We start from the raw sequence: 22382 nt of genomic DNA, 5'->3' as shown, positions 1-22382 counted from the left end.
GATGCTGAAATAAATTCAGCAGGGCGTTTTAAATAACTTAAACAGGAAAAAAATAACTCGAACTGACAGTTTGTTTTCGTTAATGGGAATTTACTTACGATTTTCAGGCTAATTTCTGGGTTCTCATTTTGATGCGATGCTAAAATAAATTCAGCAGGGCGTTTAGATGTTAAAAAATATTTTAGTTGAAATTTAAACAAGCTCTTAATGCTGATAAAGTTCTCAATACTATTTTTTTGAAGGAAAAAAATCACTCGAACTGACAGTTTGTTTTCGTTAATCGGGTTTCGTTTTGAATTCTTAAAACAAGAATAAACCTCACAGGTTTTAAAAACCTGTGAGGTTTAAATTTTACTGCTCGAAATGATAGTGTGAACTTTGCCTAAATTATAGTTGATTTCTCAAATTATCGAAATTAGTACAAATGCCTAGCCCCGATTGAAGCAATTGTTTGAGCTCTTTTTTGTTTTTCTTTTCGAAAAAACAAAAAAAGCGAGTGCGGAAAGCGGGAAATTGCTTCTAGAAAAAAATCAATAAAAAAACCCTCAATTAGAATTGAGGGTTTTAATGAATTTTAGTAAAAACGAATTAACTGTTTCTACTGCTTATATGAAATTCTTCGTAGGTTTCTAACAAACTCATAAGTGCAGAAACTAAATCTTGTGTTTCTAATAAAACACTAAAGTATAAGGTAGTGTTTTTAGGACTGGTTTCGTCTGTTCTAATACGTGCTACTTGCTTTTCAATAGAATTAGATACGTCTTTTAATAACTGTTTCTTTTCATTAATAATTAATTCTAAATTATCAAAACTTCTATTGTCGAAAGTAGTACTAATATCGTCTAAAAGCTTTGAAAGTTTATCGTCAATATTCTTTAAATCAGCTAATTGCCCTGATTTTAAATTTTTATGATTATTATTAACGTGTTTAAAACTTGCTCTAGAAATATAACTAATAGATTGCGCAACATCTTGTAAATAACCTAATACTAAAATGTAAAATCTACTAGCTTGTACCGAGGTTTCATCTAGTGATTTAATGAAATAGAATACGCCGTCTTTTAATCCGTCAATTTCATCGTTTAACTTAGCTACGTGCTTATCTGTTTTACGTAACTTGTTTAAATCGTGTTCTGCTAAATCATTTACAACATTGGTGTATAATTTATTTACACGACTTGCTACTCCTGCAATATGATCGGCGCTTTCTTCAATTACTCCGTTAATGGTAATTAATTCTGCGCGTTCTATATGAATTTGCTTCTTTTCTTCTTTTGATTTTTTTCTGTGGATTAATGTGTTTCTTGTTATTAAAAATATTACTACTAATAATAATACAGGAATCATTACCATGCTCCAACTAATTAAATAGGCTATAATTCCTGCTGCTGCAAAGGCTATTATTGCCGTTAAAAACCAGCCTCCTACTACATTAATTACACCCGCAACTCTATATACTGCGCTTTCACGACCCCAAGCTCTATCGGCTAAAGAAGTACCCATTGCTACCATAAATGTTACATAGGTTGTTGATAATGGTAATTTCATTGAGGTTGCTATTGATATTAAAATACCTGCAACAATTAAATTTACTGCTGCTCTTACTAAGTCAAAGGCAGGCATTTCGTATGTTTTATCTTTAGATAAATCTATAACTGGTTTTTGAAATTTAGCATCGACAAAAGCAATTGTTTTTGCTGGAAATACTTTACGAATACCAGCGTTAATTAACATGGCGATTCTAACAACAATTCTTGATAGTGGGTTTGGTTGAAATTTTTCATGCCCTTCTCCTTGTCTTGATAAATTAATACCTGTTTTTATAACGTCTTGTGCTTTACTAGAGGTCCATAAAGTAACGACCATAATAGCTCCCGCTACTAATAATAACCATACATTAGATGGTACTTTTTTTGCTAAAATACCCATTGAAAATGCGTCGGCAGAAACCCCTGAGGCTTTCCATGCTTCATAAGAATTTAATGCTGCAATTGGTACTCCAACAAAGTTTACTAAGTCATTTCCTGAAAAAGCCATTGCTAATGAAAATGTTCCTATTCCAATAATTAATTTTAAAATGTTAATTTTAAAAACACTTATTAAAAATTGAGATATTAAACTCCAAGCAACAAAACTTCCTGAAATAATTAATAAGGTATTTCCTTCTATTGAATCTTTAATATCGGCATACCAAGGTGTACCTTTCATTCCTTTTATAATGATGAAATAGGTAATTGCTGTAATAGCAAAACCACCAAATAATGCACTTATATAAGTTTTTCTTTTTGCAAAATTAAAGGTATATATTATTCTAGATATGAACTGAACAATTGCACCTACTGAAAAAGCAACAACGACGGATAGTAGTATTCCTTGTATAATTTCTACCGCTTTTTCATGGTTAATATAGTTCCAAATATCGGCAAATGATTGTGAATCGTTTGCTGAAATTTTTAGTAATGATATACAAACGGCTGCTCCTAATAATTCAAATACAATGGAAACCGTTGTAGATGTTGGCATCCCTAGGGAGTTAAAAATATCGAGTAATAAAACATCGGTAATCATCACTGCCATAAAAATAAACATGATGTCTTGAAACATAAACATGTTCGGGTTAAAAATCCCTTTACGAGCAACTTCCATCATACCACTAGAGGTTACGGCTCCAAAAAATACACCAACACTGGCGATTATCATAATATTACGAACCCGAATTGCTTTTGAACCAATTGCTGAGTTTAAAAAATTTACAGCGTCATTACTAACACCTACTACTAAATCGATGATAGCTAAAATAGCTAGCCCGATTAACATCAAAATATATGGATCTCCCATTTTTGGCTTTTATTTTTTTTGCAAAATTACAAACAGTACTATACTACCTATGTTAGGTTTATGTTATTTTTTTAAAAATGTATGTCTATTTGTAAGCGATACACTAGCTTATTACCACTATTAACTACGCCTAAATAACTGATATCTGTTTGTACCTTAAGCTTATGCCCTACCATATATTTTGACAAGCCTAAGGTGTATTGACACTCTAAATTTCTTCTAGTAATTTTTTCTAAATCAATATTAGTATAACGCCCAGATACTTCCCAATTTTTGGCTAATAAATAAGCTGCTTGTAAATTTAAACCACTACCTACCTGAACAATAGCACCTGTTGAAGTTCCATCAGAATTTCTTGCAATAGGGTTTTTAGCGTCTCTATAAGCATATTCACCCATAAAAGAAAATCCTCTGTATTTAAACATTGCATCAATAAATAAGGTTGAAATATCCGTTTTATGGTATATTCTGTCGGCTAATTTATGGTCTTTGCTATTATCTATATACATATAAGCTCCTTGATTGCTTCTATTTTTAACGGCATTATTGTTAAAATCATAACTCGTACCAATAGCTAATTTTGGCGTTTCTTCTCTTTTTAAATCACTTCCTTTATAATCGCCTTTACTTTTGAAATTTCCGAAAGGTAAAAATTCTAAACGTGCCGTGTATTGATGCCCTCCAATATTTCCAGTGGTAATGTTTCGTCCTTCTCCTTGTGCTATGGATAAAATTTCACGAACAACAAAAGTATCTGCTATTTTAAAATGATGCCTTAATTGCAGCCCCATATCTCTATCGATATTAAAGCGCTTATTTAATAAAGACCTGTCTACTCCTTGAAGGTTTCCTGAAGAAACAATTCGCTCTCTATTTCCTGGTAATTTAGTTTGCCCTAGCCATAATTCAAAATTTTGATGAAAATTCCATTTTAAAACAGCATCTAAAATATACCGAGGCGCATTGTTTGTAAATACCGATGCACCACCAATATCTTTATTAGAAAGTCCTAACTCTACTTTATAGCTTAATTTTGGAGAAAATGCAAAACCATTAAATTTTAAACGGGCTCTTCTTATTAAAAATGAAGATTTTGGGTTTGATAAACCATTAGAATTTGAATGCCATTGTGCAGTTGTTAAAAACTGTACCCTTGCAGCAATATTCATTGACCAAGAATTATCATTTCCTTTTAAATTAAAGAGTCCTTTACCAAATTTAGGAGCATTTGATTCTTGTGTGTAGGCATGCGATAACACAAGCATACTTACAATTGTAAGTGCTATTTTGATGTTCATTAGTAAGTATTAATTTTTGTCGCTGCAAATAACCACTACTAATGTTAACTTATTGTAAACATGGTGTTAAATAAAAAAAACTGCCTTGATCAGAGGCAGCTAGCCTAATAAAATAGTCGACAAAAACTAATATTTACCCAAAGGCTTTATTTCTCATAATAAGAAATAGCAAAAATATTCCTTTAGCTACAACCTGGTATTAAGAAAGGTTTACTAAATTGTTATTTGTATTTTAAATGTATTGTGAAATAGGCTCAGGACCTTCTAAAATAGCTTTTGATATTTTCATTGTTCCGTTTTTACTGGTTATTACAAACCATTTGACAAGTGTTATTGCATCGTTTTCTATTTCTAAACCAGTAATACAACGCGGATGCACACAGCTGCCATCATTAAAATGTGGCAATTCATTCGGGTTTGGAAACCGAGGGCGGTGAGTGTGCCCAGTTACCACCATTTGCTGTTTATTTTTTTTAATCCAATTTTCTAAACGATGTTCTACTTTTATCAGTTCTTTATAATTTTGAGCAGGGCTTGTAGGGTCTTTAATGCCTATAATTTGTAAGGGTCTCCATAAAAAACGAACTAGAAATCGGCTAAATTTCCAAAAAACATAATTAAACCAATCTGCTTGATGCCCGTGCAACAAAAATATAGAAGCGCCATTTTTTTGCTCTAATAGAATTGCTTCCGAAAAAGAAACATTAGGCAGTAATGCTGTTTTTTTTCCTGTGGATGAATCAATATAAGTACTTAAATTTTCTTGAACTTTTTTAGGGTTTTTGTATGCCATATCATGATTTCCCCAAATAAAATACAAGTTGTTTTTTGCATGAAATTCTTTTAATAGCAGGTAAATATTTTTGTTTGCATTAAAAATAGCATCAAATTTATTTTCCCAAAGCTCATCGCCATCTCCCAGTTCAATATAAGTGAAATCGGCCGCCAAATATTCCGACAACGCATACGCAAATATTTTTCTATTATGCGAAAAATCATCCGCAAAACTATTATCGCCCCTATGACAATCTGAAAATAAAATATATTTAGAATCCTTATTTAAAGGTAATTTTTTAGCCTGATTAAAAGCACGAGTAATTCGATTGTTTGATGACATTTTTACTATTTACTAGGTAAATATGCGTAAAAAAAACCAAGTTATAAAACTTGGTTTTCAATAATACCCTAATTTTGAGGTTATTTTTTTCCTACGGATGAAAAATCATCTTGCTCTTTTACTTCCCATTGAGAATTATCGGTAGTTGTGCCAGCGCTTGCATCCCAAGTAATATTCCCTTTAACCACGCTCGATTTTCTAATTAAAGTATGATTTTGAGTCGCATTTTCAATACCTGCAACCGCCCAACCTTTGCCAGGATCTTCTCCTAATAAACCAATTACATCTATAACAGTATCGTTATTTTTTAAAATAAGCGCATCATCACCATTAAAAGAAGCTACCGATGAACTACTAGTTCCGTTGTTTTTAATAACATCTGAAGCTCTCGAATTGTAGATTACCAATACGCCACCTTTTACTAAAATAATATTTGTCAAACTACTTAATGCTAAAATTTTAGGCTTATCTGTTGATCCATTAATATGTAATTCAATCGTATAATTAGACAAGTCTATATCGGTATTTGTACCATTGTAAATTTCAATATATTTGTTATTACTTGACCCTTCGGCATATTCTGAGAAGAATAAATCGCCCGTTGGTGCCGGATTAATTGGCGGAGGAATAACCACAGGCGTACATCCGTAAGTTTCAGTAAAATTCACATCCAATTCATCTCTGATATATAATTTAACACCATTATTTTGGGTTATTATTCCTGTAATAGCACCTTTTTTAGTGCTGACTAAATTATTAGCAAACACAGCTTCTTTTTCTACGGATAAAAGCGCTAATTCATTTTCACAATTAGTAGTTAGTATGTTTTCACCTTGATAATTTTTAGTAATGTCTTTAAACTGAACACCTTCAATTTTAACCAACTTACTTTGATAAACACCCGATAAAGCCTCTTCAAAAGTAATAATTTCGGGCGTTGGTAATACGCCTGGTTGTGAGCTTATTATATTTGAATTTTCAACGTTTAAAGTAAGTACACCATTTGGATTGGTTAATTTTAATCCGCCAACGGCTATTTCTACTTGATCGCCTATATTTAAGTTATGAATCGCTGTAAAATTTAATGAAATTCCTGCGGAAGCATCTTGTGCAAAAGCATTTTTAGCTGAAATAGTCCCTTTAGTAGCATCCGAAGTTATACTTATTTTTAGTTTTAAATTATCAGAAATTACGGTTTCTTCTTCTTTAAAAAAAGCTTTTATCGTAGCTACATCAGCAAGTGTTGGATTATTAAAACAGCCATATTCTTCTGTAAAATTAACATCCGAAGTATTTCTAATCGTTAGTATTTTTTCGCTTTCTAACATGGTAAAAATCCCTGTAATACTTCCTTTTTTATCAGGAATTAACAATCCTTTAAAATCTGAAAAAATACTATTTCTGAAAATTATTTTTTGCAATGAGTCACAGGAAATTAATGTTCTATCAATTGAATAATCGACACTTCCTGCTTTTGGCCAGGCATATTTTAAACCTTTTATTTCGGCTTGTACTTTTTCAATTTTGATTAAAATATTTTGATTTTTTTCATTTAATTCATTTATTTTCAAAAGAACAGGCGTAATTTTTGCAATTTCAGCGCCTCTGTCTATAAAACGAACATAATCGTTTACCCCAATTCTGTCAATGCCGTTTCCAAAGCTATTTCGAACACCTATTTGATAACTTCCATCTTTACTTTTACTTAAAAATAAACCTTTTAGTTTGATAAAAATTTTACGCCCAACAGCATAGCGCTCATGTAAATTGGTCGCGTTAATTTTCATTTCAAAACCAATTGTTGGGTTTTCAGGTGCATCTTGAATAAAGATGGATTTAAAAAAATTTCCTGCCCTATCACTAGAAACCACATAGCCCGATGTTGTTAGTTCTTCTTTAATTTCAACCAAACTCCCTTGATATAAACTAGCAATTTGCGTTAATGATTTTAAATTTTCGTATTCTTTTTCCGCCGATAAAGTTGGAAGTGAAAACTCGTCATCTCCTACACAAGAAGAAAAAGGCACTACTATAAAAATGATAAAAACCAGGATACTTAGCTTAACTATTTTCATTTTTGATGTTTTAATTTTTTGAATTTTTAGAAGTATTTTTAAAACCTATAATTGATATTCAGGAAATAACTCGCCCCTCTTCCGTACCAATATTTTGTACCAAAAACAGGTGTTCCATTAGTATTATCGGTGCTTTCTAAGCCATAATTAGCGGTTCGTCCTTGCTCGTATCCACCTGTTTTATAGGCTTTATTTAACAAATTACTAGCGCTTGCAAAAAAACCGATATACTTATTTTGACCAACCCGCCAGGTTTTACCGCCAATGGCATTTAAAGTAAAATATCCGTCAAATTGTTCTTGAGTTAATAGTTTTTTAGCCAAATCGGCATCATAATTTGGAAAAAGCTGAGTATCATCTGAAATAAAAGAAGTCGTTCTTTTTATCGCCGAAGGAGCAACATATATTTTATCTAAATAATTACCTGTTACCCCTACAAACCAATAATCTGGATCTCGATAATCAAAACCAAAAGAGTAACTTCTTTGCGGCCCTGAGGCTATTTTATAATTTTTAAGACTTGCTTTTCCGTAGTTTTTGACACCTCTTTTATCAAAACCTGCCTTTTGTGAATCGGCACTTATTTCTGATGCTAGTGTAATATTGGGGTTATTATTATAAATATAGTGTCCTAAATTTGCGGCTGCCCGTAAGTTAAACGTTGATAATATAGGGGATTCAATACCTAGTTCAGCTCCTAAATGCTGTTTATTTATTCCTGTTAAAACTTCTTGAACAAAAAGATTTTCAGAACCTGTAAAATAAAAAGCAATATTACTAGCGTCTTTAATTGTAGTATAATATCCTGTAAGTTTTGCTTTTAAAAAGGGCATTCTTACAATATAACTGGCATCAAAAGTGCTTATTTTTTCATTTAATAAACGACTAACCGAAGCAACGGTTAAATTATTTGATCTTGAATTGACAAAAGAATTTCGAATTGAAGGTGCTTTGCTAGTGTAGCCCCCGTTAAAATTTAACAAATGCCGTCCTGAAATTTTATAAGTAACCCCCGCTTTTGCGCCATAACCAATAAAATTTAACTTTTCAGAATATCCTAAAGAGTTTGGGATTTCTGGGTTTGTAATATCACCAGGATAAATACCATTTTTAAACAAACCTTTTCGCTGATAACTGCTACTATTAACAGTTCCTGCGATAAAAAAATCTACTTTATTATATTTAAATTGTAATTGTGTAAAACCACCATATACTTTTGCCGCTATTTCATAATGATATTTAAACCGATCGCCAACTTTTGCTATTTTATTAGGATGTAATAAATCATTTTGATAATCATCTTCGCCTAAATTTCCGAATTTATTGATATCTACATACCCCGTTGCGCCAAATAAATCAACAATACTTGCATAATTTTCAGAAGACAATATCGTATAATCTAAACTACCGTTTAAGGTAATATTCTCATTTATTTGGGTATTTAGAATTGTTTTAAGGCTTAATTGAGTATCATCGGTACAATCTTCATAAAGTGAAAACAAGGCATTATCGGCAGTTTTTTCATTTCCTACATATAAATTTTTCCAATTTAGCTGTCCATCATTTTGAAAATTCACTAATGATTTATAGGCATTTTCAAAATCTTTACCGTAATAAGAATCTTTTAAAAAATAATTCGGCAATTTTCGATAATAGGTAGGGTTTGGATCATTTCCTCCGTTAAAATCAAGACGAGAATTGCCCATTTCCCCAAATTGATACGCAATTCCTGTTTCTAAAGTAGTTTTATTTGTCATATTCCAATAATGATTTAACATCAAAATAGGTTCTTCAATTCTTTTTACGCGGGCATTTCTAATTTTCCCGTTTTGATAGCCCCAATACGGATTGTATTTAATACCCTTAATATCGTACACTTCCTGTGTATTTGCGGCAGATTTTCCACGGGTATTTTTAGCATAAATAGCCGTGGCATTGATACTATGATTTTCATTTATTATTTTTTCTAAAGAGATAAAAAAGGAGTTTGCGTTATACATTGTGCCATTAATAAATCCTTGGGATGCCGTTCTTTTACTTGCTGATGCGGTAACTGCCCAGCCATTTTTTAAAATCCCTGAAGCATACATTGCCATAAAACGATGGGAATAACTTCTGTTGGAAGAAGCGTAGGAAATTCGGGCACTTTTTCTATAATCTGAAGCTCGAGTATTCATATTTGTTGCACCTAAAACACCGCCAAACGTATAATTTGAAGGCGATAAACCACTGCTAAAATTTTGATTTCGCAATACATCATTCAAACCACCCCAATTACTCCATTGCGGACGACCGTTGTATAATTTATTCATTTCAAAACCATTGATAAGCACTTTTGAATTTTCAGATCCCAGCCCTTTAATACTATAAAAAGAAGCACTCCATTGGTAGGCGGCAGTTCGTAAATAAACATCTTTTGAGGCTTGCAATAAACCCGCAATATTATCGGCGGTATTTGCATCATCGCTTAATTCATCATCTGTAAGTATAATAGTACTTAAATCTTGGTATTGCGTAGTGGCTTCATATAAAAAAATAGTCCCTAAATTTATAGGAATGTCGGATACTTGCAACGGAAAAGTTTGAGTTTCAAACCCGTTTAATGATACAGTAAGGAGTTGATTTCCTTTGGGTAAATTGTTTAAAATAAAAGTACCATCAACAGCGGTTATACTGGTAATAGCTGTTTTTTTTATATGGATACTAACGCCCGACAATGCTGTTTCAGTATCGGCATGTACAAGAGTTCCTTTTACACTATTTTGTGCATTTAAATCAAATAAACTTAAAAATAATAATAAAATTGTTATTGTAAATTTATTCATAAACAGCCCTTTACAGATATTAAACCACTAGTACAAAACACGTTAGATTATAGCGTGTAAATTAAGCGGTATAGCTGTTTTATTTGTTAAGCTATTATTAAGAAATTTAGGTGTTTTTAATTGCGGTATTTTTAAGCTTAAAATTTGATTTATTTTTGATGTAAAATTTCTTATGATGAAAAAAATAATAGTACTTACAAGTATGCTAGTTATTAGCTTATTTTCTGACAGACTATATGCTCAAAAAAAATATAAAATAAGAACTATTGGTTTTTACAATCTTGAAAATTTATTTGATACGATTAATGATACTTCAAAAAATGATGAAGCAAGCCCTATCATGGCTATCAAAGGAAATAAACAAAAGATTTATTGGGATAAAATTGATAAACTTAGCAGTGTTATTTTGCAATTAGGGGCTGAAAAAACAAAAACAAGCCCTGCTATTTTAGGCGTTGCCGAAGTTGAAAACAAAAAGGTTTTAGAAGATTTAATAGAATCGGAAAATCTTAAGAATAAAAAGTATGGCATTATTCATTTTGACTCTCCTGATAAACGAGGTATTGATGTTGGTTTATTATATCAGAAAAGATATTTTAAACCGATTCATTATGAAGCTTTCAATCCTCGTATTTATAAAAATAATAGAAAAGTATATACCCGTGATATTTTATGGGTTGCCGGATATTTAGATGATGAATTGATTCATATACTTGTAAATCATTGGCCGTCTCGCAGAGGTGGCGAAGCGAAAAGTAGGCCTTTACGAGAAAAAGCAGCCTACAGAGTTATCCAAATTATTGAAAAAATTAAAATAAATGACCCAAGCCCTAAGCTTTTAATTATGGGTGATTTTAATGATGATCCGATTAACAGTAGCTTTAAAAAAGTTTTAAAAACGATAGCAAAAAAGAAAAATCTAAAAAAAGAAGACCTTTATAATCCTTTTGAAAACATGTTTCGACGAGGGTTTAATACTTTAGGATATCGCGATAATATTAATTTATTTGATCAAATAATTATCAGTAATAAATTAGTTTCTTCTAGTAAAAGGAAAAAAGATTTTACGAGCTTTAAGATGTTTAAAGCAGGGGTTTTTAATAAGCAATTTTTAACACAAAAAAAAGGGCGCTACAAAGGCTATCCTTTTAGAAGTTTTTCGTTTGGTAAATACAGCGGCGGCTATAGCGATCATTATCCTGTTTATATGTACTTAATTAAAGAATACTAATTTTTGTTTGATAAAAAAGATTGAGCTTGTAGAAATACAAGCTCCAATTTTTTAATTTTTACACAAATCGTCTAAATAGTTATTCATGCGCATTTGAAATAATGTTCCTTTTAATAAATCGTCTATTTGCCCTAATTCAATTTGTGATACTGCCATGCTTACTTTATCTGACGGGGTTTGTAATAAAATAGACTTGCAATTATTTCCTTTAGTACAAGTAGCACAGTTTTTTTGGCTTTTAGAATCGAGTACTTTTTCTAAAAATGATTCAATTTGATTTTCATTTAAATGAAAGCCTGTATCTCTAAAGATTATTTGAATTAAAGTGTTCGTTGTATCTTTCCAACAAAATGAAATACCTATTTCATTGTCGTATATTTTTATAATGTTTTCCATAGTTAAAGTTATTACGGCAACAAATATACATCTTATTTAGATTTACTCTAAATAAAATTAACGCTATTTTTACTACTTCTTATAAACAAAAAAAAGACACCTTAATAAGGTGTCTTTTTTTAATTATATATTTTAGAATGTTTTATTTCAACTTCTTCTTAACTGCAATTTCAGTATAAGCTTCAATAACATCTCTTTCTTGAATATCGTTGTAACCTTTTATTTGAAGACCACAATCGTATCCTTTTGTTACCTCTTTAACATCGTCTTTGAAACGTTTTAATGAAGATAAGAAACCATCATGAACTACAATACCATCTCTAATAATACGGATTTTAGCATCTCTGGTTACTTTACCATTCATTACCATACATCCTGCAATATTACCAACTTTAGAAATTTTATAAACTTCTCTAATTTCAATATTACCAAGAACTTCTTCTTTCATTTCAGGAGACAACATTCCTTCCATGGCATCTTTCAAGTCATTAATCGCATCATAAATAATAGAATAAGTTCTAATATCAACTTCTTCTCTATCTGCTATAACTCTTGCATTTGATTGTGGACGTACATTAAATCCAACAATAATTGCATCTGAAGCTGTTGCTAATAATACATCAGATTCTGTAATTGCTCCAACTCCTTTATGTAAAATATTTACTTGAATTTCTTCCGTAGATAATTTCTGGAAAGAATCGGTTAAGGCTTCTACTGAACCATCTACATCTCCTTTTAAGATAATGTTTAATTCTTTGAAATCTCCTAAAGCAATACGACGACCAATTTCGGCTAAGGTTAATGTTTTTTGAGTTCTTACAGATTGTTCACGTTGTAATTGAGAACGTTTTGCAGCAATTTGCTTTGCTTCACGCTCATCTTCAAATACATTAAACTTATCACCAGCTTGTGGCGCACCGTCTAAACCTAAAATTGATACTGGTGTAGATGGCCCTGCTTCTTTTACTTTATTTCCTTTATCATCAAACATAGCTCTAACTTTACCACTATGTTTTCCTGCTAAAATATAATCTCCAATTTTTAAAGTACCTGCTTGTACTAAAATTGTTGATACATATCCTCTACCTTTATCTAATAAAGCTTCTACAACTGCTCCTTTAGCATTTTTATTAGGATTTGCTTTTAATTCTAATATTTCAGCTTCTAATAATACTTTTTCAAGTAATTCTTCAACACCTTGCCCTGTTTTAGCAGAAATTTCTTGTGATTGAATATTACCTCCCCAATCTTCAACTAATAAATTCATAGCTGATAATTGTGTTTTAATATTATCTGGGTTCGCATTAGGCTTATCAATTTTATTGATAGCAAATATAATTGGAACGCCAGCTGCTTGTGCGTGAGATATTGCTTCTTTTGTTTGAGGCATTACATCATCATCGGCAGCAACTACAATAATTACTAAATCGGTTACTTGAGCTCCACGGGCACGCATTGCTGTAAAGGCCTCGTGACCTGGTGTATCTAAAAAGGCAATTTTTTGTTCTCCAACTGGTACAGCGTATGCACCAATATGTTGAGTAATTCCTCCTGATTCACCTTCAATTACATTCGCTTTACGAATATAGTCTAATAACGATGTTTTACCATGATCTACGTGACCCATTACCGTAATAATTGGCGCACGGTTTATTAAATCTTCAGGTTTGTCTTCAACTTCTTCAATAGACTCTTCTACTTCAGCGCCAACAAACTCTACTTTATAGTTAAATTCTTCAGCAACAATAACTAATGTTTCAGCGTCTAAACGTTGATTCATTGTTACCATCATTCCTAACATCATACATGAAGAAATAATGTTTGTTACAGGAACATCCATCATCGTAGCAACTTCACTTACAGTAACAAATTCTGTTACTTTTAAGATTTTGTTGTCTAACGCTTGTGCTTCTAATTCAGCTTCGGTGTGTTCTCTGTGAGCATCTCTTTTATTTCTACGATACTTTGCTCCTTTTCCTCTTTTAGATTTACCTTGAAGTCTTTCTAAAGTTTCACGTACTTGTTTTTGTACTTCTGCTTCAGTTGGTTCTTCTTTTTTAACGGCTGGTCTTTGAGCTGCTCTACCTCTAAATGGCGTACGGTTTCCACCGCTTCTATTTTGGGCAGGTCTAACGACTCTTTTTTCGCCTGGTTTTGTTGGAGTTCCTGGTTTACTAATACGTTTACGCTTTCTTTTGTCAGCGTCTGTTTTAGCTTCTGGTTTCTTCTTTTTAGGACGTTCAAATTGCTTTAAATCAATTTTAATTCCTGTAATTTTAGGACCGTCTAATTTTTTATACTGTGTTTTTAACTTCACAGCGTTTTCGGCAGTAATTTCAACAGGTTTCTCTGCTTTTGCTTCCTCTGGTTTTGTTTCCGCAACCTTTTTTACTTCCTTAATGTCTATTTTCTTAGGTGTTTCTGCTTTCACAACCTCGGGCTTAACTTCTTTAATCTTAATTTCTTTAGGTTCTTGAACCTTAACTTTAACTGGTTCAATTTTCTTTTCAGCTACCTTGATTGTTTGTTTTTCAACAATCTTAGCTTCTTGAACAGGTATTTCTTTTTTAGGGGTTTCTACAACCGCTTTTGGTGCTTCTTTTACAGGCGCAGCTGGTTTTGCATCTTCTACTGGTTTTCCAGTTTTAATATCAATCTTCCCTACGGTTTTAACCTCTAATCTTTTAGCTTTGGCTTTTAAAACTTCTTGCTTTTTAGCTTCGTCTTCTACTCTTTTCTTCTCCTGATCCTCTTCGACACGTAGGCGATTAGCTTCTTTTTCCTTGCGCTTTTCTTCGCTTACTTCTTTAGAGGCTACCTTCTTAGATTTATCTGTTTGAAACCCATCAAGTAATATTTGATATTCCGCATCAGAAATTTTAGCAGTAGGACGTGATTCTACTTTATGACCGTTTTTAGCCAAGTGTTCTACAGCTCTATCTAAAGAAATGTTAAATTCTCTTAATACTTTATTAAGTCTTATTAATTTGTTGCCTTCAGCCATAAATTATTTTATACTTTATATTCAAAAAACACACTTTACACGCTAGCATAGTTACGTTTTTTTTCTCTGGTTATCAGATTTCGTATTGATTATCATCAATTTAGCAGGAGACTGATTTCCTTTATATTGGTTATTCTTCAAACTCTTCTCTTAGAACTCGCTGAACATCTAATATTGTTTCTTCTTCTAAGTCGGTTCTTTGTACTAACATTGAAACGTCTTTTTCAAGTACACTTTTCGCTGTTTCTAAACCTATTTTATTAAATTCTGCAATAACCCAGTCTTCTATTTCATCAGAAAACTCCGTTAACTCTACATCTTCTTCTTCTAATCCTTCACGTTGTACGTCGATTTCGTATCCTGTTAACTCACTTGCTAAACGGATATTTACTCCTGAACGACCAATTGCTTTTGATACTTCTTCTGGTTTTAATAAAACGCTTACACGTCCTTTTTTACCATTTTTCTCTTCTTCGTAAGGCTTAATATCTACCGAAGTTACTTTAGCAGGGCTTAATGCTCTTGCTACAAATAATGCTTCGTTTTTCGTATAATTAATTACGTCAATATTTTCGTTTCCTAATTCACGTACAATTCCGTGAATACGAGATCCTTTTACACCAACACAAGCTCCTACAGGGTCTATTCTATCATCGTACGAATCTACCGCTACTTTTGCTTTATCACCAGGAATTCTTGCTACGCCTTCAATGGTAATTAACCCATCAAATACCTCTGGGATTTCTTGTTCAAATAACTTCACTAAAAATGCTGGTGAAGTTCTTGATAAAATAATAGCCGGCTTATTACCTCTTAGTTCTACCGATTTTATAACACCACGAACTGAATCTCCTTTTCTGAAAAAATCTGAACGAATTTGCTCACTTTTAGGCAACACAATTTCGTTTCCTTCGTCGTCTAACAAAATTACAGCATTATGACGAATATGGTGTACTTCAGCACTATAAATTTCTCCTTCTAAATCTTTAAATTGCTTAAAGATATTCGTGCTGTCGTGTTCTTGTATTTTAGATATTAAATTTTGACGTAATGCTAAAATAGCACGTCTTCCTAAATCTATTAATTTTACTTCTTCTGATACGTCTTCACCAATTTCAAAATCTGGCTCAATTCTTCGTGCTTCAGCAAGTTCTATTTCTTCATTATCATCTTCAGAAAAACCGTCTGCTACTACAATTCTATTTCTCCAAATTTCTAAATCTCCCTTATCAGGATTAATAATTATATCAAAGTTTTCATCTGATCCAAACCTACGTTTTAATGCTGCACGAAATACTTCCTCTAAGATAGACATTAGAGTTACTCTATCTATACTTTTATTATCTTTAAATTCTGAAAATGACTCAATTAACGCAATATTTTCCATTTCATTCTCTTATTAAAATATGATCTTCACTTTTGCTTCACTAATATCTTGATACAACAAAACCTTTGTTTTCTCTACCGTATGCTTACCTTTACCTATCGGCTTAGGTTCTCTTGCTTTCCAAAACAGGGTAATATCTTTATCGGTTGCTTGGATTAGCGTACCTTCAAATTCTTCGGTTGCTGTTTTAACCTTCAAAATTCTATTTACATTCTTTTTATACTGGCGCTTAACCGTTAAGGCATGCGCAATATCAGGTGTTGTCACCTCTAAAGAAAAATCTTCGTCTTCTCTATCTAAATTATGCTCTATTTTTCTACTAATACGCATACATTCGTTTAAAGGGACTCCTGAATCACCATCAACAATCACCTTTATTTTACTGTTTGCTAAAAATTGCAAATCAATTAAATATAATGATTCATTTTCTAATAATGCTTCGTCTAATAATTCTTTGACTTTGTCTTGATTCATGCTAAGGTATAAAAAGAGGGGACTCTCGTCCCCTGTATCAATCTAATTAATAAATTTGGTGCAAATATAGTGAGTTATTCATTAACATACAAATTTCTAATTTAGAATAAATTTCGTAACTTAACAGCACTATGTATCTTTAAATCTTTTAATTATGAAAAAAATATTACTTCCTATTGATTTTTCTAAGCATTCTAAATATGCTGCGAAACTAACAGCCAAAATAGCTAAAAAAACAGCTGGCGAAATACACCTAATTCATATGATTGAACTCCCTAGTGGTTTTAGAGACATGGGCTCTGGTGCAAATATTAGCATTCCTGAAAGCATGCTATACATTCAAATGATTAAAGAAAAATTACTCGATTACAAAAATACTTTCTTTGCTGATTTTGACAATGTATATCATTCAATACGTTTTCAAAACCCGTATGAAGGGATTCGAGATTATGCTAAAAAAATCAATGCCAATTTAATAATTATGGGCTCTAAAGGACAAACAGCTTTAGAAGAAATTATTATTGGATCGAATACTGAAAAAACAGTTCGAAACTCTGAAATACCTGTAATTATCACTAAAAAAGATAACGATGATTTCAAATTGAAAAAATTAGTTTTCGCCTCTTCTTTTGAAAATAAAGAAGCGAAAGCTTTTGAAGGTTTCTTAGAGTTTGCTGCAAAATTTAAAAGTAAAATTTACTTATTAAAAATTAATACTCCCGATAATTTTGAAAACACAAGCGATTCTAAAAAGAGAATTGAAACTTTTATTGAACCTTACAAAATAGGGAATCACACCATAAAAGTGTACAATGATACTTCAATACAAGATGGAATTTTAAATTTTTCAGATGAAAATAACGTTGATTTAGTTTCTTTAGCAACACATGGAAGAAGCGGTTTGTCTCAGTTTTTTAACTCAAGCATTTCTATTGATTTATCTAAAAATGTATTAAAGCCCGTACTTACTTTTAAGGCATAATAACAACAAATTAAAATGGCGTTAAGTTTTTTCAAGTCCCCCTCTTAACCCTTTATTTACTTCATTTCACATTACTGAATCCAATAATCAGCAACCCAAGGCGCAGGGCGGACATACCTGTACCACTTACCTCTTCCTCCTTTTATAGCATTATGTGGATTAATTTCTCCATGAAAAATTATAATTTTAGCTCCTTCAGGTATTGTAGGTTTTTTCCAAAAAGCTAAAGGAAATCTTGAAACACAATCATACTTAAAACTAGGACACCATTTTTTATCCCAATATTGAAGGCTTGAATTATCGTTAATACTATGTGTTAAATATTCTTGTTCATTTCTATGGATTTTTCTTAATTCGTCAAAATTTTTGATAAAATCATTAAAAACATAGCCATGCTTTCCTATTTCAAATCTATAAACAGATGAATTTCCTGTTATTCTCCAAGTTCTCCAACTATGGTCTTTGATAATTCTGAAAGAACCTTCAACCTCAAAAAAGCAATCAATTTTATCAACAATAACAATATCTAAATCTAAAAACAAGGCGGTTCCTTCAAGCCCATACAAATCATCTTTAAGTGTTGTTAATTTTTTCCACATTCTTTCAGGTATGTCTGTACGGATTTTCATCTCTGGAATATCATAACAATCAACATCATCTATAATTCCAGTGCTGTCATCAGTAAAACAAACCATTTTAAAATCATATGATAAATTCTTTTTTACCATAGCATGCAGTCTGTTTACGTATTCAGGACCGTACAAGGTACCCCATTTCATGCAAAATATATACTTCATTCCTGTATTCTTATTACTCATAATGTACTGTTTTTTAAGCAAATCTTCTTTCAATAATTTCAAATAATCGAGCTTCGTGAACCTCTTTACCTGACCAATTATAGTCAGGCTTTATCATCTTATTGATAAAATTTTTAGCTTCTTTTTCTGTTTTAAAAGTATTGAGCTGCGAAATTACTCTATTAAAATCATTTTGATTGCCATTAAACAAATGTCTTACAAAAACAATCCTATCATTTAAGTCTATTTGAATGGTGCTTTGTAGAAAATCGTTTAATGATTTTTTTACTGGTGCTTTTTCAAATAAATCAGCCATAACATCAACAGAAATTGTTCCGTCTAACTCTTCTTCAAGGGTTTTTGTTTTTAACTCCTCGATATTCCCTGTGTCATTTTCAACTTCATTATTAGGTTCAGATAGCAAACGAGCTATTTCATCGAAAGGTTGTTCTATAATTTCTTCGACAGGCTTTAAATCAATTGGTTTTTCTTCGGGTATTAAATTAATCGGTTCTTTTAAAGCCTCCTTTACCGAAATAGTCTCCTTTTTTTCGGCTATTTCTTTTGTTTTTTTCGCGAATACTTCCTCAATCTTTTCATCAAGATTTTTATCATTTTCTTTTGTGATTTTCTCTTGAATTTCCCCTTGACTTTTCTCTTGAATTTTTTCAAAAGGACTTACTAAATGATTTTTAACAGAAGTATCTTCAATAATTTTACTATCAAAAACAGTAGTATCAGCAATTTTTGTTTCAATTATCTTATTTTCAGGGGTCTTAAATTTAGGGATTTCGTCAAGTTCTTCTTCTAGTTGATAAACAACCGTTTCTTTTTTTAATAAAGAAATTTCAAGATCTCTTTTTTCAATTTCACCTCTAGTTCTGTTTTGTTCTGCCAATAAAACACCACTCAATAACTCTTGTTTTGTTTTTGAAGGATTTGGCGTATTATTTATGTATTCTTCTATATAGACTAAAACCGAAAGTTTTTCATAAACTTCATATGCCTTCTGCTTTAACTCAAACACATCTTCCTTATTTTTCATCTGTAAAATAGCGTGTGCTAAACTGGTTAAATCTGACGCTAGCTTTTTGTGCATAAGTTGTTCTTTTGATTTTAATTTTTACTGTTTAATTTTAATAAATTTGTTCTTTACTCGAAAGTAAGACAAAAATCAATAATTAGCGCCTAAAAATACAAAATGTTTCTCGAAAATACAGTAAATCATACAGGGCAATTTGGTTGGATTGAAGTAATATGTGGTTCAATGTTTTCAGGAAAAACTGAAGAATTAATCCGCAGACTTAAACGTGCCGAATTTGCAAAACAACGTGTTGAAATTTTTAAACCAACTATAGATACTCGTTATGACAATCAACAAGTAGTGTCTCATAATGCGACCAAAATTAGATCAACACCCGTTCCTTGTTCTTCCAATATCTTATTACTAGCAAACAATGTTGATGTTGTTGGTATTGATGAAGCACAATTTTTTGACTCAGGTATTGTTGCTGTTTGTAATGAACTAGCCAATAGAGGTGTTCGAGTTATTGTGGCAGGTTTAGATATGGATTTTAAAGGAAATCCTTTTGGACCAATGCCCGCTTTAATGGCTACGGCAGAATATGTTACAAAAGTACATGCTGTTTGCACACATACCGGTAACTTAGCACATTATAGTCATCGAAAAGCAGCCAGTGATGACCTTGTCTTATTAGGTGAAGTACAAGAATACGAGCCTTTAAGCAGAGCTGCTTATTACAAAGCTGTGCAAGAACAACATAAAAAGAACGAAAATTTATCCGATGAATAATCATGTAACTATTTTAGAAATTGATGCAAAATCAATTGAGCATAATCTTGCTTTTTTTAAGCAAAAACTAAATCCTGATACTAAAATTTTAGCTGTTGTAAAAGCTTTCGGATACGGAAGTGAAGCCACAGAAGTTGCTAAATTAGTACAAGATAAAGTTGATTATTTTGCCGTAGCCTATTCAAATGAAGGGATTATTTTACGTGAAGCAGGTATTAAAACACCTATTTTAGTATTACATCCGCAGCTTCAAAATTTAGAAGATATTGTAAAATATAGACTAGAACCAAACTTGTACAATTTTAAAATATTTGATGCTTTTTTAAAATTGGCAGATCAAAAACCCCTAATGAACTATCCTATTCATATTAAATTTAACACAGGTTTAAATAGATTAGGATTTTGGCATACCGATACACCAAAGCTTATTTCGGAATTAAAAAAATCGAATAATGTTAAGGTAGAATCTATTTTTTCGCATTTAGCTGCTAGTGAAGACCCTAATGAACAAGAATTTACCATCGGACAAATTAATAACTTTGCTTATATTGTAAAACAAATTTATGAACACTTAGGCTACAAACCGATGGTTCATATTTTAAACACCTCAGGCGTTGTTAATTACCCACAGGCCCAGTTTGACATGGTGCGTATTGGCATCGGATTGTATGGTTTTGGAAATAATCCTAAAGAAACTGCTCAGTTAAAAAACACCCATAGTTTAAAATCAATTATTTCGCAAATTCATATTATTCAACCTGGTGAAACTGTTGGCTATAACCGTGCATTTGTAGCAAATAAACCTACCCGTAGTGCAACAATTCCTATTGGTCATGCCGACGGAATTTCACGTAAACTAGGTAAAAAAGAAGGCTTTGTTTTTATCAACAATAAACCAGCGCCTATTATTGGAAATGTTTGCATGGATATGATTATGGTCGATGTAACCAATATTGATTGCAATGAAGGTGATGAAGTTATTATTTTTAACCATCAGCAACATATCGAATACATTGCCCATAAATGTGAAACCATTCCGTATGAAACACTTACCGCTATATCTCAACGTGTAAAAAGAGTGGTTAAACACTAATTTTTACTTATAATTGCAAAGTATTAACTATTAAATCAAAAAAACATGAGTATGCTTAAGGAATTTAAAGAGTTTGCAATGAAAGGTAACTTAGTCGATATTGCTGTCGGTTTTGTGATGGGTGCTGCTTTTAAACAAGTAGTAACTTCTTTTACAGGCGGAATTGTATCTCCATTAATCGGGTTATTATTTAATGCTGACTTTAAAGATTTAAAATACATCGCTAAAGAAGGTGTTGCCGATGCAGCAGGAAAAGTAACTGGTGAAGTTGCGATTCTTTATGGTGAATTTTTAACTAACATTATTGATTTTATAATCGTTGCTTTTGTAATGTTTATGGTTGTAAAAGGTGTGAATGCTTTAAAGAAAAAAGAAGTTCCAGCTCCTGAAGCTCCAAAAGGACCAAGTCAAGAAGATTTATTAGCTGAAATTAGAGACTTATTAAAAAAGTAATATAACCACTAACTACTATATTAAAGGCGATAAAATTATTTTTATCGCCTTTTTATTTTCTACAAATATTCTAAATGATTTCTTAAGATAAATTTATTCGAATATTGAACAAGTATTATTATCGCTTCCTTAAATTTGCTTGTATCAAAATACACAAAATATGGCATCGCATAGAGTTACAACAGTTTGGAAAGAAAACATGCAATTTGAAACCGACAACCCTAGCGGGCATAAAGTTTTTATAGATGTTGGCGAAGAAAGTGGTGGAAAAGGTGAAGGTTTAAGACCCAAAGCAATGATGTTATCGGCATTAGCAGGCTGTTCAGGTTTAGATATTATTCCTCTTTTAAACAAAATGAGAACTTCAATAACTGACCTTAAAATGGAAGTTACTGGCGAGTTAACCCAAGAACATCCTAAATATTACCACATAGTTACTGTTGATTATCATTTTTATGGAACTGATTTAAATGAAGAAAAAATTAATAAAGCAGTACAATTATCTGTAGATAAATATTGTGGTGTAATGGAAATGTTTAGAAAATTTGCCGAAGTAAAAATCACATCTCATTTTCATAATCAATAACAAATAAATATCA

18 protein-coding genes are annotated in these 22382 nt (G+C 31.7%); 6 read left to right on the top strand and 12 right to left on the bottom strand.

Annotated features, from left to right (window positions below):
• The 6 genes from DPIF8902391_RS00865 to DPIF8902391_RS00840 all read right to left on the bottom strand — a co-directional run.
• A partial coding sequence (locus tag DPIF8902391_RS00865) for a hypothetical protein (RefSeq protein ID WP_216833240.1) occupies positions 1 to 200 on the bottom strand: 200 nt, incomplete at its 3' end.
• A 388-nt stretch (positions 201 to 588) separates the two neighbouring features.
• Complete coding sequence (locus tag DPIF8902391_RS00860) at positions 589 to 2838, bottom strand: inorganic phosphate transporter (RefSeq protein ID WP_058884142.1); 2250 nt, start codon at positions 2836 to 2838, stop codon at positions 589 to 591.
• 71 nt (positions 2839 to 2909) lie between these two features.
• The gene (locus DPIF8902391_RS00855; protein WP_172504768.1) at positions 2910 to 4136 is read right to left on the bottom strand and encodes a porin; all 1227 of its coding nucleotides are present in this window, start codon (positions 4134 to 4136) and stop codon (positions 2910 to 2912) included.
• A 232-nt stretch (positions 4137 to 4368) separates the two neighbouring features.
• Positions 4369 to 5253, bottom strand: a complete 885-nt coding sequence (locus DPIF8902391_RS00850; protein ID WP_058884140.1) for a metallophosphoesterase — start codon at positions 5251 to 5253, stop codon at positions 4369 to 4371.
• An 80-nt stretch (positions 5254 to 5333) separates the two neighbouring features.
• On the bottom strand, positions 5334 to 7328 hold the full coding sequence (locus DPIF8902391_RS00845; RefSeq protein WP_172504767.1) for a DUF5689 domain-containing protein: 1995 nt from the start codon (positions 7326 to 7328) through the stop codon (positions 5334 to 5336).
• 38 nt (positions 7329 to 7366) lie between these two features.
• The gene (locus tag DPIF8902391_RS00840) at positions 7367 to 10153 is read right to left on the bottom strand and encodes a carboxypeptidase-like regulatory domain-containing protein (RefSeq protein ID WP_172504766.1); all 2787 of its coding nucleotides are present in this window, start codon (positions 10151 to 10153) and stop codon (positions 7367 to 7369) included.
• 175 nt (positions 10154 to 10328) lie between these two features.
• Between DPIF8902391_RS00840 and DPIF8902391_RS00835 the strand changes: the two genes are divergently transcribed.
• Positions 10329 to 11384, top strand: a complete 1056-nt coding sequence (locus DPIF8902391_RS00835; protein ID WP_058884137.1) for an endonuclease/exonuclease/phosphatase family protein — start codon at positions 10329 to 10331, stop codon at positions 11382 to 11384.
• 51 nt (positions 11385 to 11435) lie between these two features.
• Here the strand turns inward: DPIF8902391_RS00835 and DPIF8902391_RS00830 are convergent, their stop codons facing one another.
• The 4 genes from DPIF8902391_RS00830 to rimP form a co-directional block, all read right to left on the bottom strand.
• Positions 11436 to 11780: a hypothetical protein gene (locus DPIF8902391_RS00830; RefSeq protein ID WP_058884136.1), complete on the bottom strand. Its 345-nt coding sequence runs from the start codon at positions 11778 to 11780 to the stop codon at positions 11436 to 11438.
• Between the two features lie 142 nt (positions 11781 to 11922).
• Entirely contained in the window at positions 11923 to 14784 is a 2862-nt protein-coding gene (gene infB / locus DPIF8902391_RS00825) for a translation initiation factor IF-2 (protein WP_058884135.1), read from the bottom strand.
• A 130-nt stretch (positions 14785 to 14914) separates the two neighbouring features.
• A complete protein-coding gene (gene nusA / locus DPIF8902391_RS00820; protein WP_058884134.1) occupies positions 14915 to 16171 on the bottom strand; it encodes a transcription termination factor NusA in 1257 nt (418 codons plus the stop codon).
• Positions 16172 to 16183: 12 nt separating this feature from the next.
• Entirely contained in the window at positions 16184 to 16645 is a 462-nt protein-coding gene (rimP, locus tag DPIF8902391_RS00815; RefSeq protein WP_058884133.1) for a ribosome assembly cofactor RimP, read from the bottom strand.
• Positions 16646 to 16799: 154 nt separating this feature from the next.
• Between rimP and DPIF8902391_RS00810 the strand changes: the two genes are divergently transcribed.
• Complete coding sequence (locus DPIF8902391_RS00810; RefSeq protein WP_058884132.1) at positions 16800 to 17627, top strand: universal stress protein; 828 nt, start codon at positions 16800 to 16802, stop codon at positions 17625 to 17627.
• A 71-nt stretch (positions 17628 to 17698) separates the two neighbouring features.
• On the opposite strand, the gene DPIF8902391_RS00805 is transcribed toward DPIF8902391_RS00810, so the two are convergent.
• Positions 17699 to 18445, bottom strand: a complete 747-nt coding sequence (locus tag DPIF8902391_RS00805; protein WP_058884131.1) for a hypothetical protein — start codon at positions 18443 to 18445, stop codon at positions 17699 to 17701.
• Between the two features lie 13 nt (positions 18446 to 18458).
• Positions 18459 to 19523 carry a hypothetical protein gene (locus DPIF8902391_RS00800; protein WP_232122733.1) on the bottom strand — a complete coding sequence of 355 codons (1065 nt, stop codon included), beginning with the start codon at positions 19521 to 19523 and terminating at the stop codon, positions 18459 to 18461.
• Between the two features lie 102 nt (positions 19524 to 19625).
• Here DPIF8902391_RS00800 and DPIF8902391_RS00795 point away from each other — a divergent pair, with 102 nt between their 5' ends.
• The 4 genes from DPIF8902391_RS00795 (at position 19626) to DPIF8902391_RS00780 (ending at position 22369) form a co-directional block, all read left to right on the top strand.
• Complete coding sequence (locus tag DPIF8902391_RS00795) at positions 19626 to 20237, top strand: thymidine kinase (protein WP_101901894.1); 612 nt, start codon at positions 19626 to 19628, stop codon at positions 20235 to 20237.
• Entirely contained in the window at positions 20230 to 21330 is a 1101-nt protein-coding gene (gene alr, locus DPIF8902391_RS00790) for an alanine racemase (protein ID WP_172504765.1), read from the top strand. Before DPIF8902391_RS00795 ends, alr begins: the two co-directional genes overlap by 8 nt.
• A 51-nt stretch (positions 21331 to 21381) precedes the next feature.
• The gene (gene mscL, locus DPIF8902391_RS00785; protein WP_198912915.1) at positions 21382 to 21783 is read left to right on the top strand and encodes a large-conductance mechanosensitive channel protein MscL; all 402 of its coding nucleotides are present in this window, start codon (positions 21382 to 21384) and stop codon (positions 21781 to 21783) included.
• Positions 21784 to 21943: 160 nt separating this feature from the next.
• Positions 21944 to 22369, top strand: coding sequence for an OsmC family protein (locus tag DPIF8902391_RS00780; protein ID WP_172504764.1), 426 nt, complete (start codon positions 21944 to 21946; stop codon positions 22367 to 22369).
• The last annotated feature ends 13 nt before the right edge of the window (positions 22370 to 22382 follow it).

Source organism: Tenacibaculum finnmarkense genomovar ulcerans (assembly GCF_900239495.1).
GTDB classification, from domain to species: domain Bacteria; phylum Bacteroidota; class Bacteroidia; order Flavobacteriales; family Flavobacteriaceae; genus Polaribacter; species Polaribacter ulcerans.
This window is presented reverse-complemented; position numbering and strand designations above follow the sequence as displayed.

Coding starts and splice junctions, on each gene's coding strand:
- DPIF8902391_RS00850 (WP_058884140.1), bottom strand. CDS start 5,253: ATGTCATCAAACAATCGAATTACTCGTGCTTTTAATCAGGCTAAAAAA.
- DPIF8902391_RS00830 (WP_058884136.1), bottom strand. CDS start 11,780: ATGGAAAACATTATAAAAATATACGACAATGAAATAGGTATTTCATTT.
- rimP (WP_058884133.1), bottom strand. CDS start 16,645: ATGAATCAAGACAAAGTCAAAGAATTATTAGACGAAGCATTATTAGAA.
- infB (WP_058884135.1), bottom strand. CDS start 14,784: ATGGCTGAAGGCAACAAATTAATAAGACTTAATAAAGTATTAAGAGAA.
- DPIF8902391_RS00845 (WP_172504767.1), bottom strand. CDS start 7,328: ATGAAAATAGTTAAGCTAAGTATCCTGGTTTTTATCATTTTTATAGTA.
- DPIF8902391_RS00795 (WP_101901894.1), top strand. CDS start 19,626: ATGTTTCTCGAAAATACAGTAAATCATACAGGGCAATTTGGTTGGATT.
- DPIF8902391_RS00805 (WP_058884131.1), bottom strand. CDS start 18,445: ATGAGTAATAAGAATACAGGAATGAAGTATATATTTTGCATGAAATGG.
- DPIF8902391_RS00835 (WP_058884137.1), top strand. CDS start 10,329: ATGAAAAAAATAATAGTACTTACAAGTATGCTAGTTATTAGCTTATTT.
- alr (WP_172504765.1), top strand. CDS start 20,230: ATGAATAATCATGTAACTATTTTAGAAATTGATGCAAAATCAATTGAG.
- mscL (WP_198912915.1), top strand. CDS start 21,382: ATGCTTAAGGAATTTAAAGAGTTTGCAATGAAAGGTAACTTAGTCGAT.
- nusA (WP_058884134.1), bottom strand. CDS start 16,171: ATGGAAAATATTGCGTTAATTGAGTCATTTTCAGAATTTAAAGATAAT.
- DPIF8902391_RS00855 (WP_172504768.1), bottom strand. CDS start 4,136: ATGAACATCAAAATAGCACTTACAATTGTAAGTATGCTTGTGTTATCG.
- DPIF8902391_RS00860 (WP_058884142.1), bottom strand. CDS start 2,838: ATGGGAGATCCATATATTTTGATGTTAATCGGGCTAGCTATTTTAGCT.
- DPIF8902391_RS00840 (WP_172504766.1), bottom strand. CDS start 10,153: ATGAATAAATTTACAATAACAATTTTATTATTATTTTTAAGTTTATTT.
- DPIF8902391_RS00800 (WP_232122733.1), bottom strand. CDS start 19,523: ATGCACAAAAAGCTAGCGTCAGATTTAACCAGTTTAGCACACGCTATT.
- DPIF8902391_RS00780 (WP_172504764.1), top strand. CDS start 21,944: ATGGCATCGCATAGAGTTACAACAGTTTGGAAAGAAAACATGCAATTT.
- DPIF8902391_RS00810 (WP_058884132.1), top strand. CDS start 16,800: ATGAAAAAAATATTACTTCCTATTGATTTTTCTAAGCATTCTAAATAT.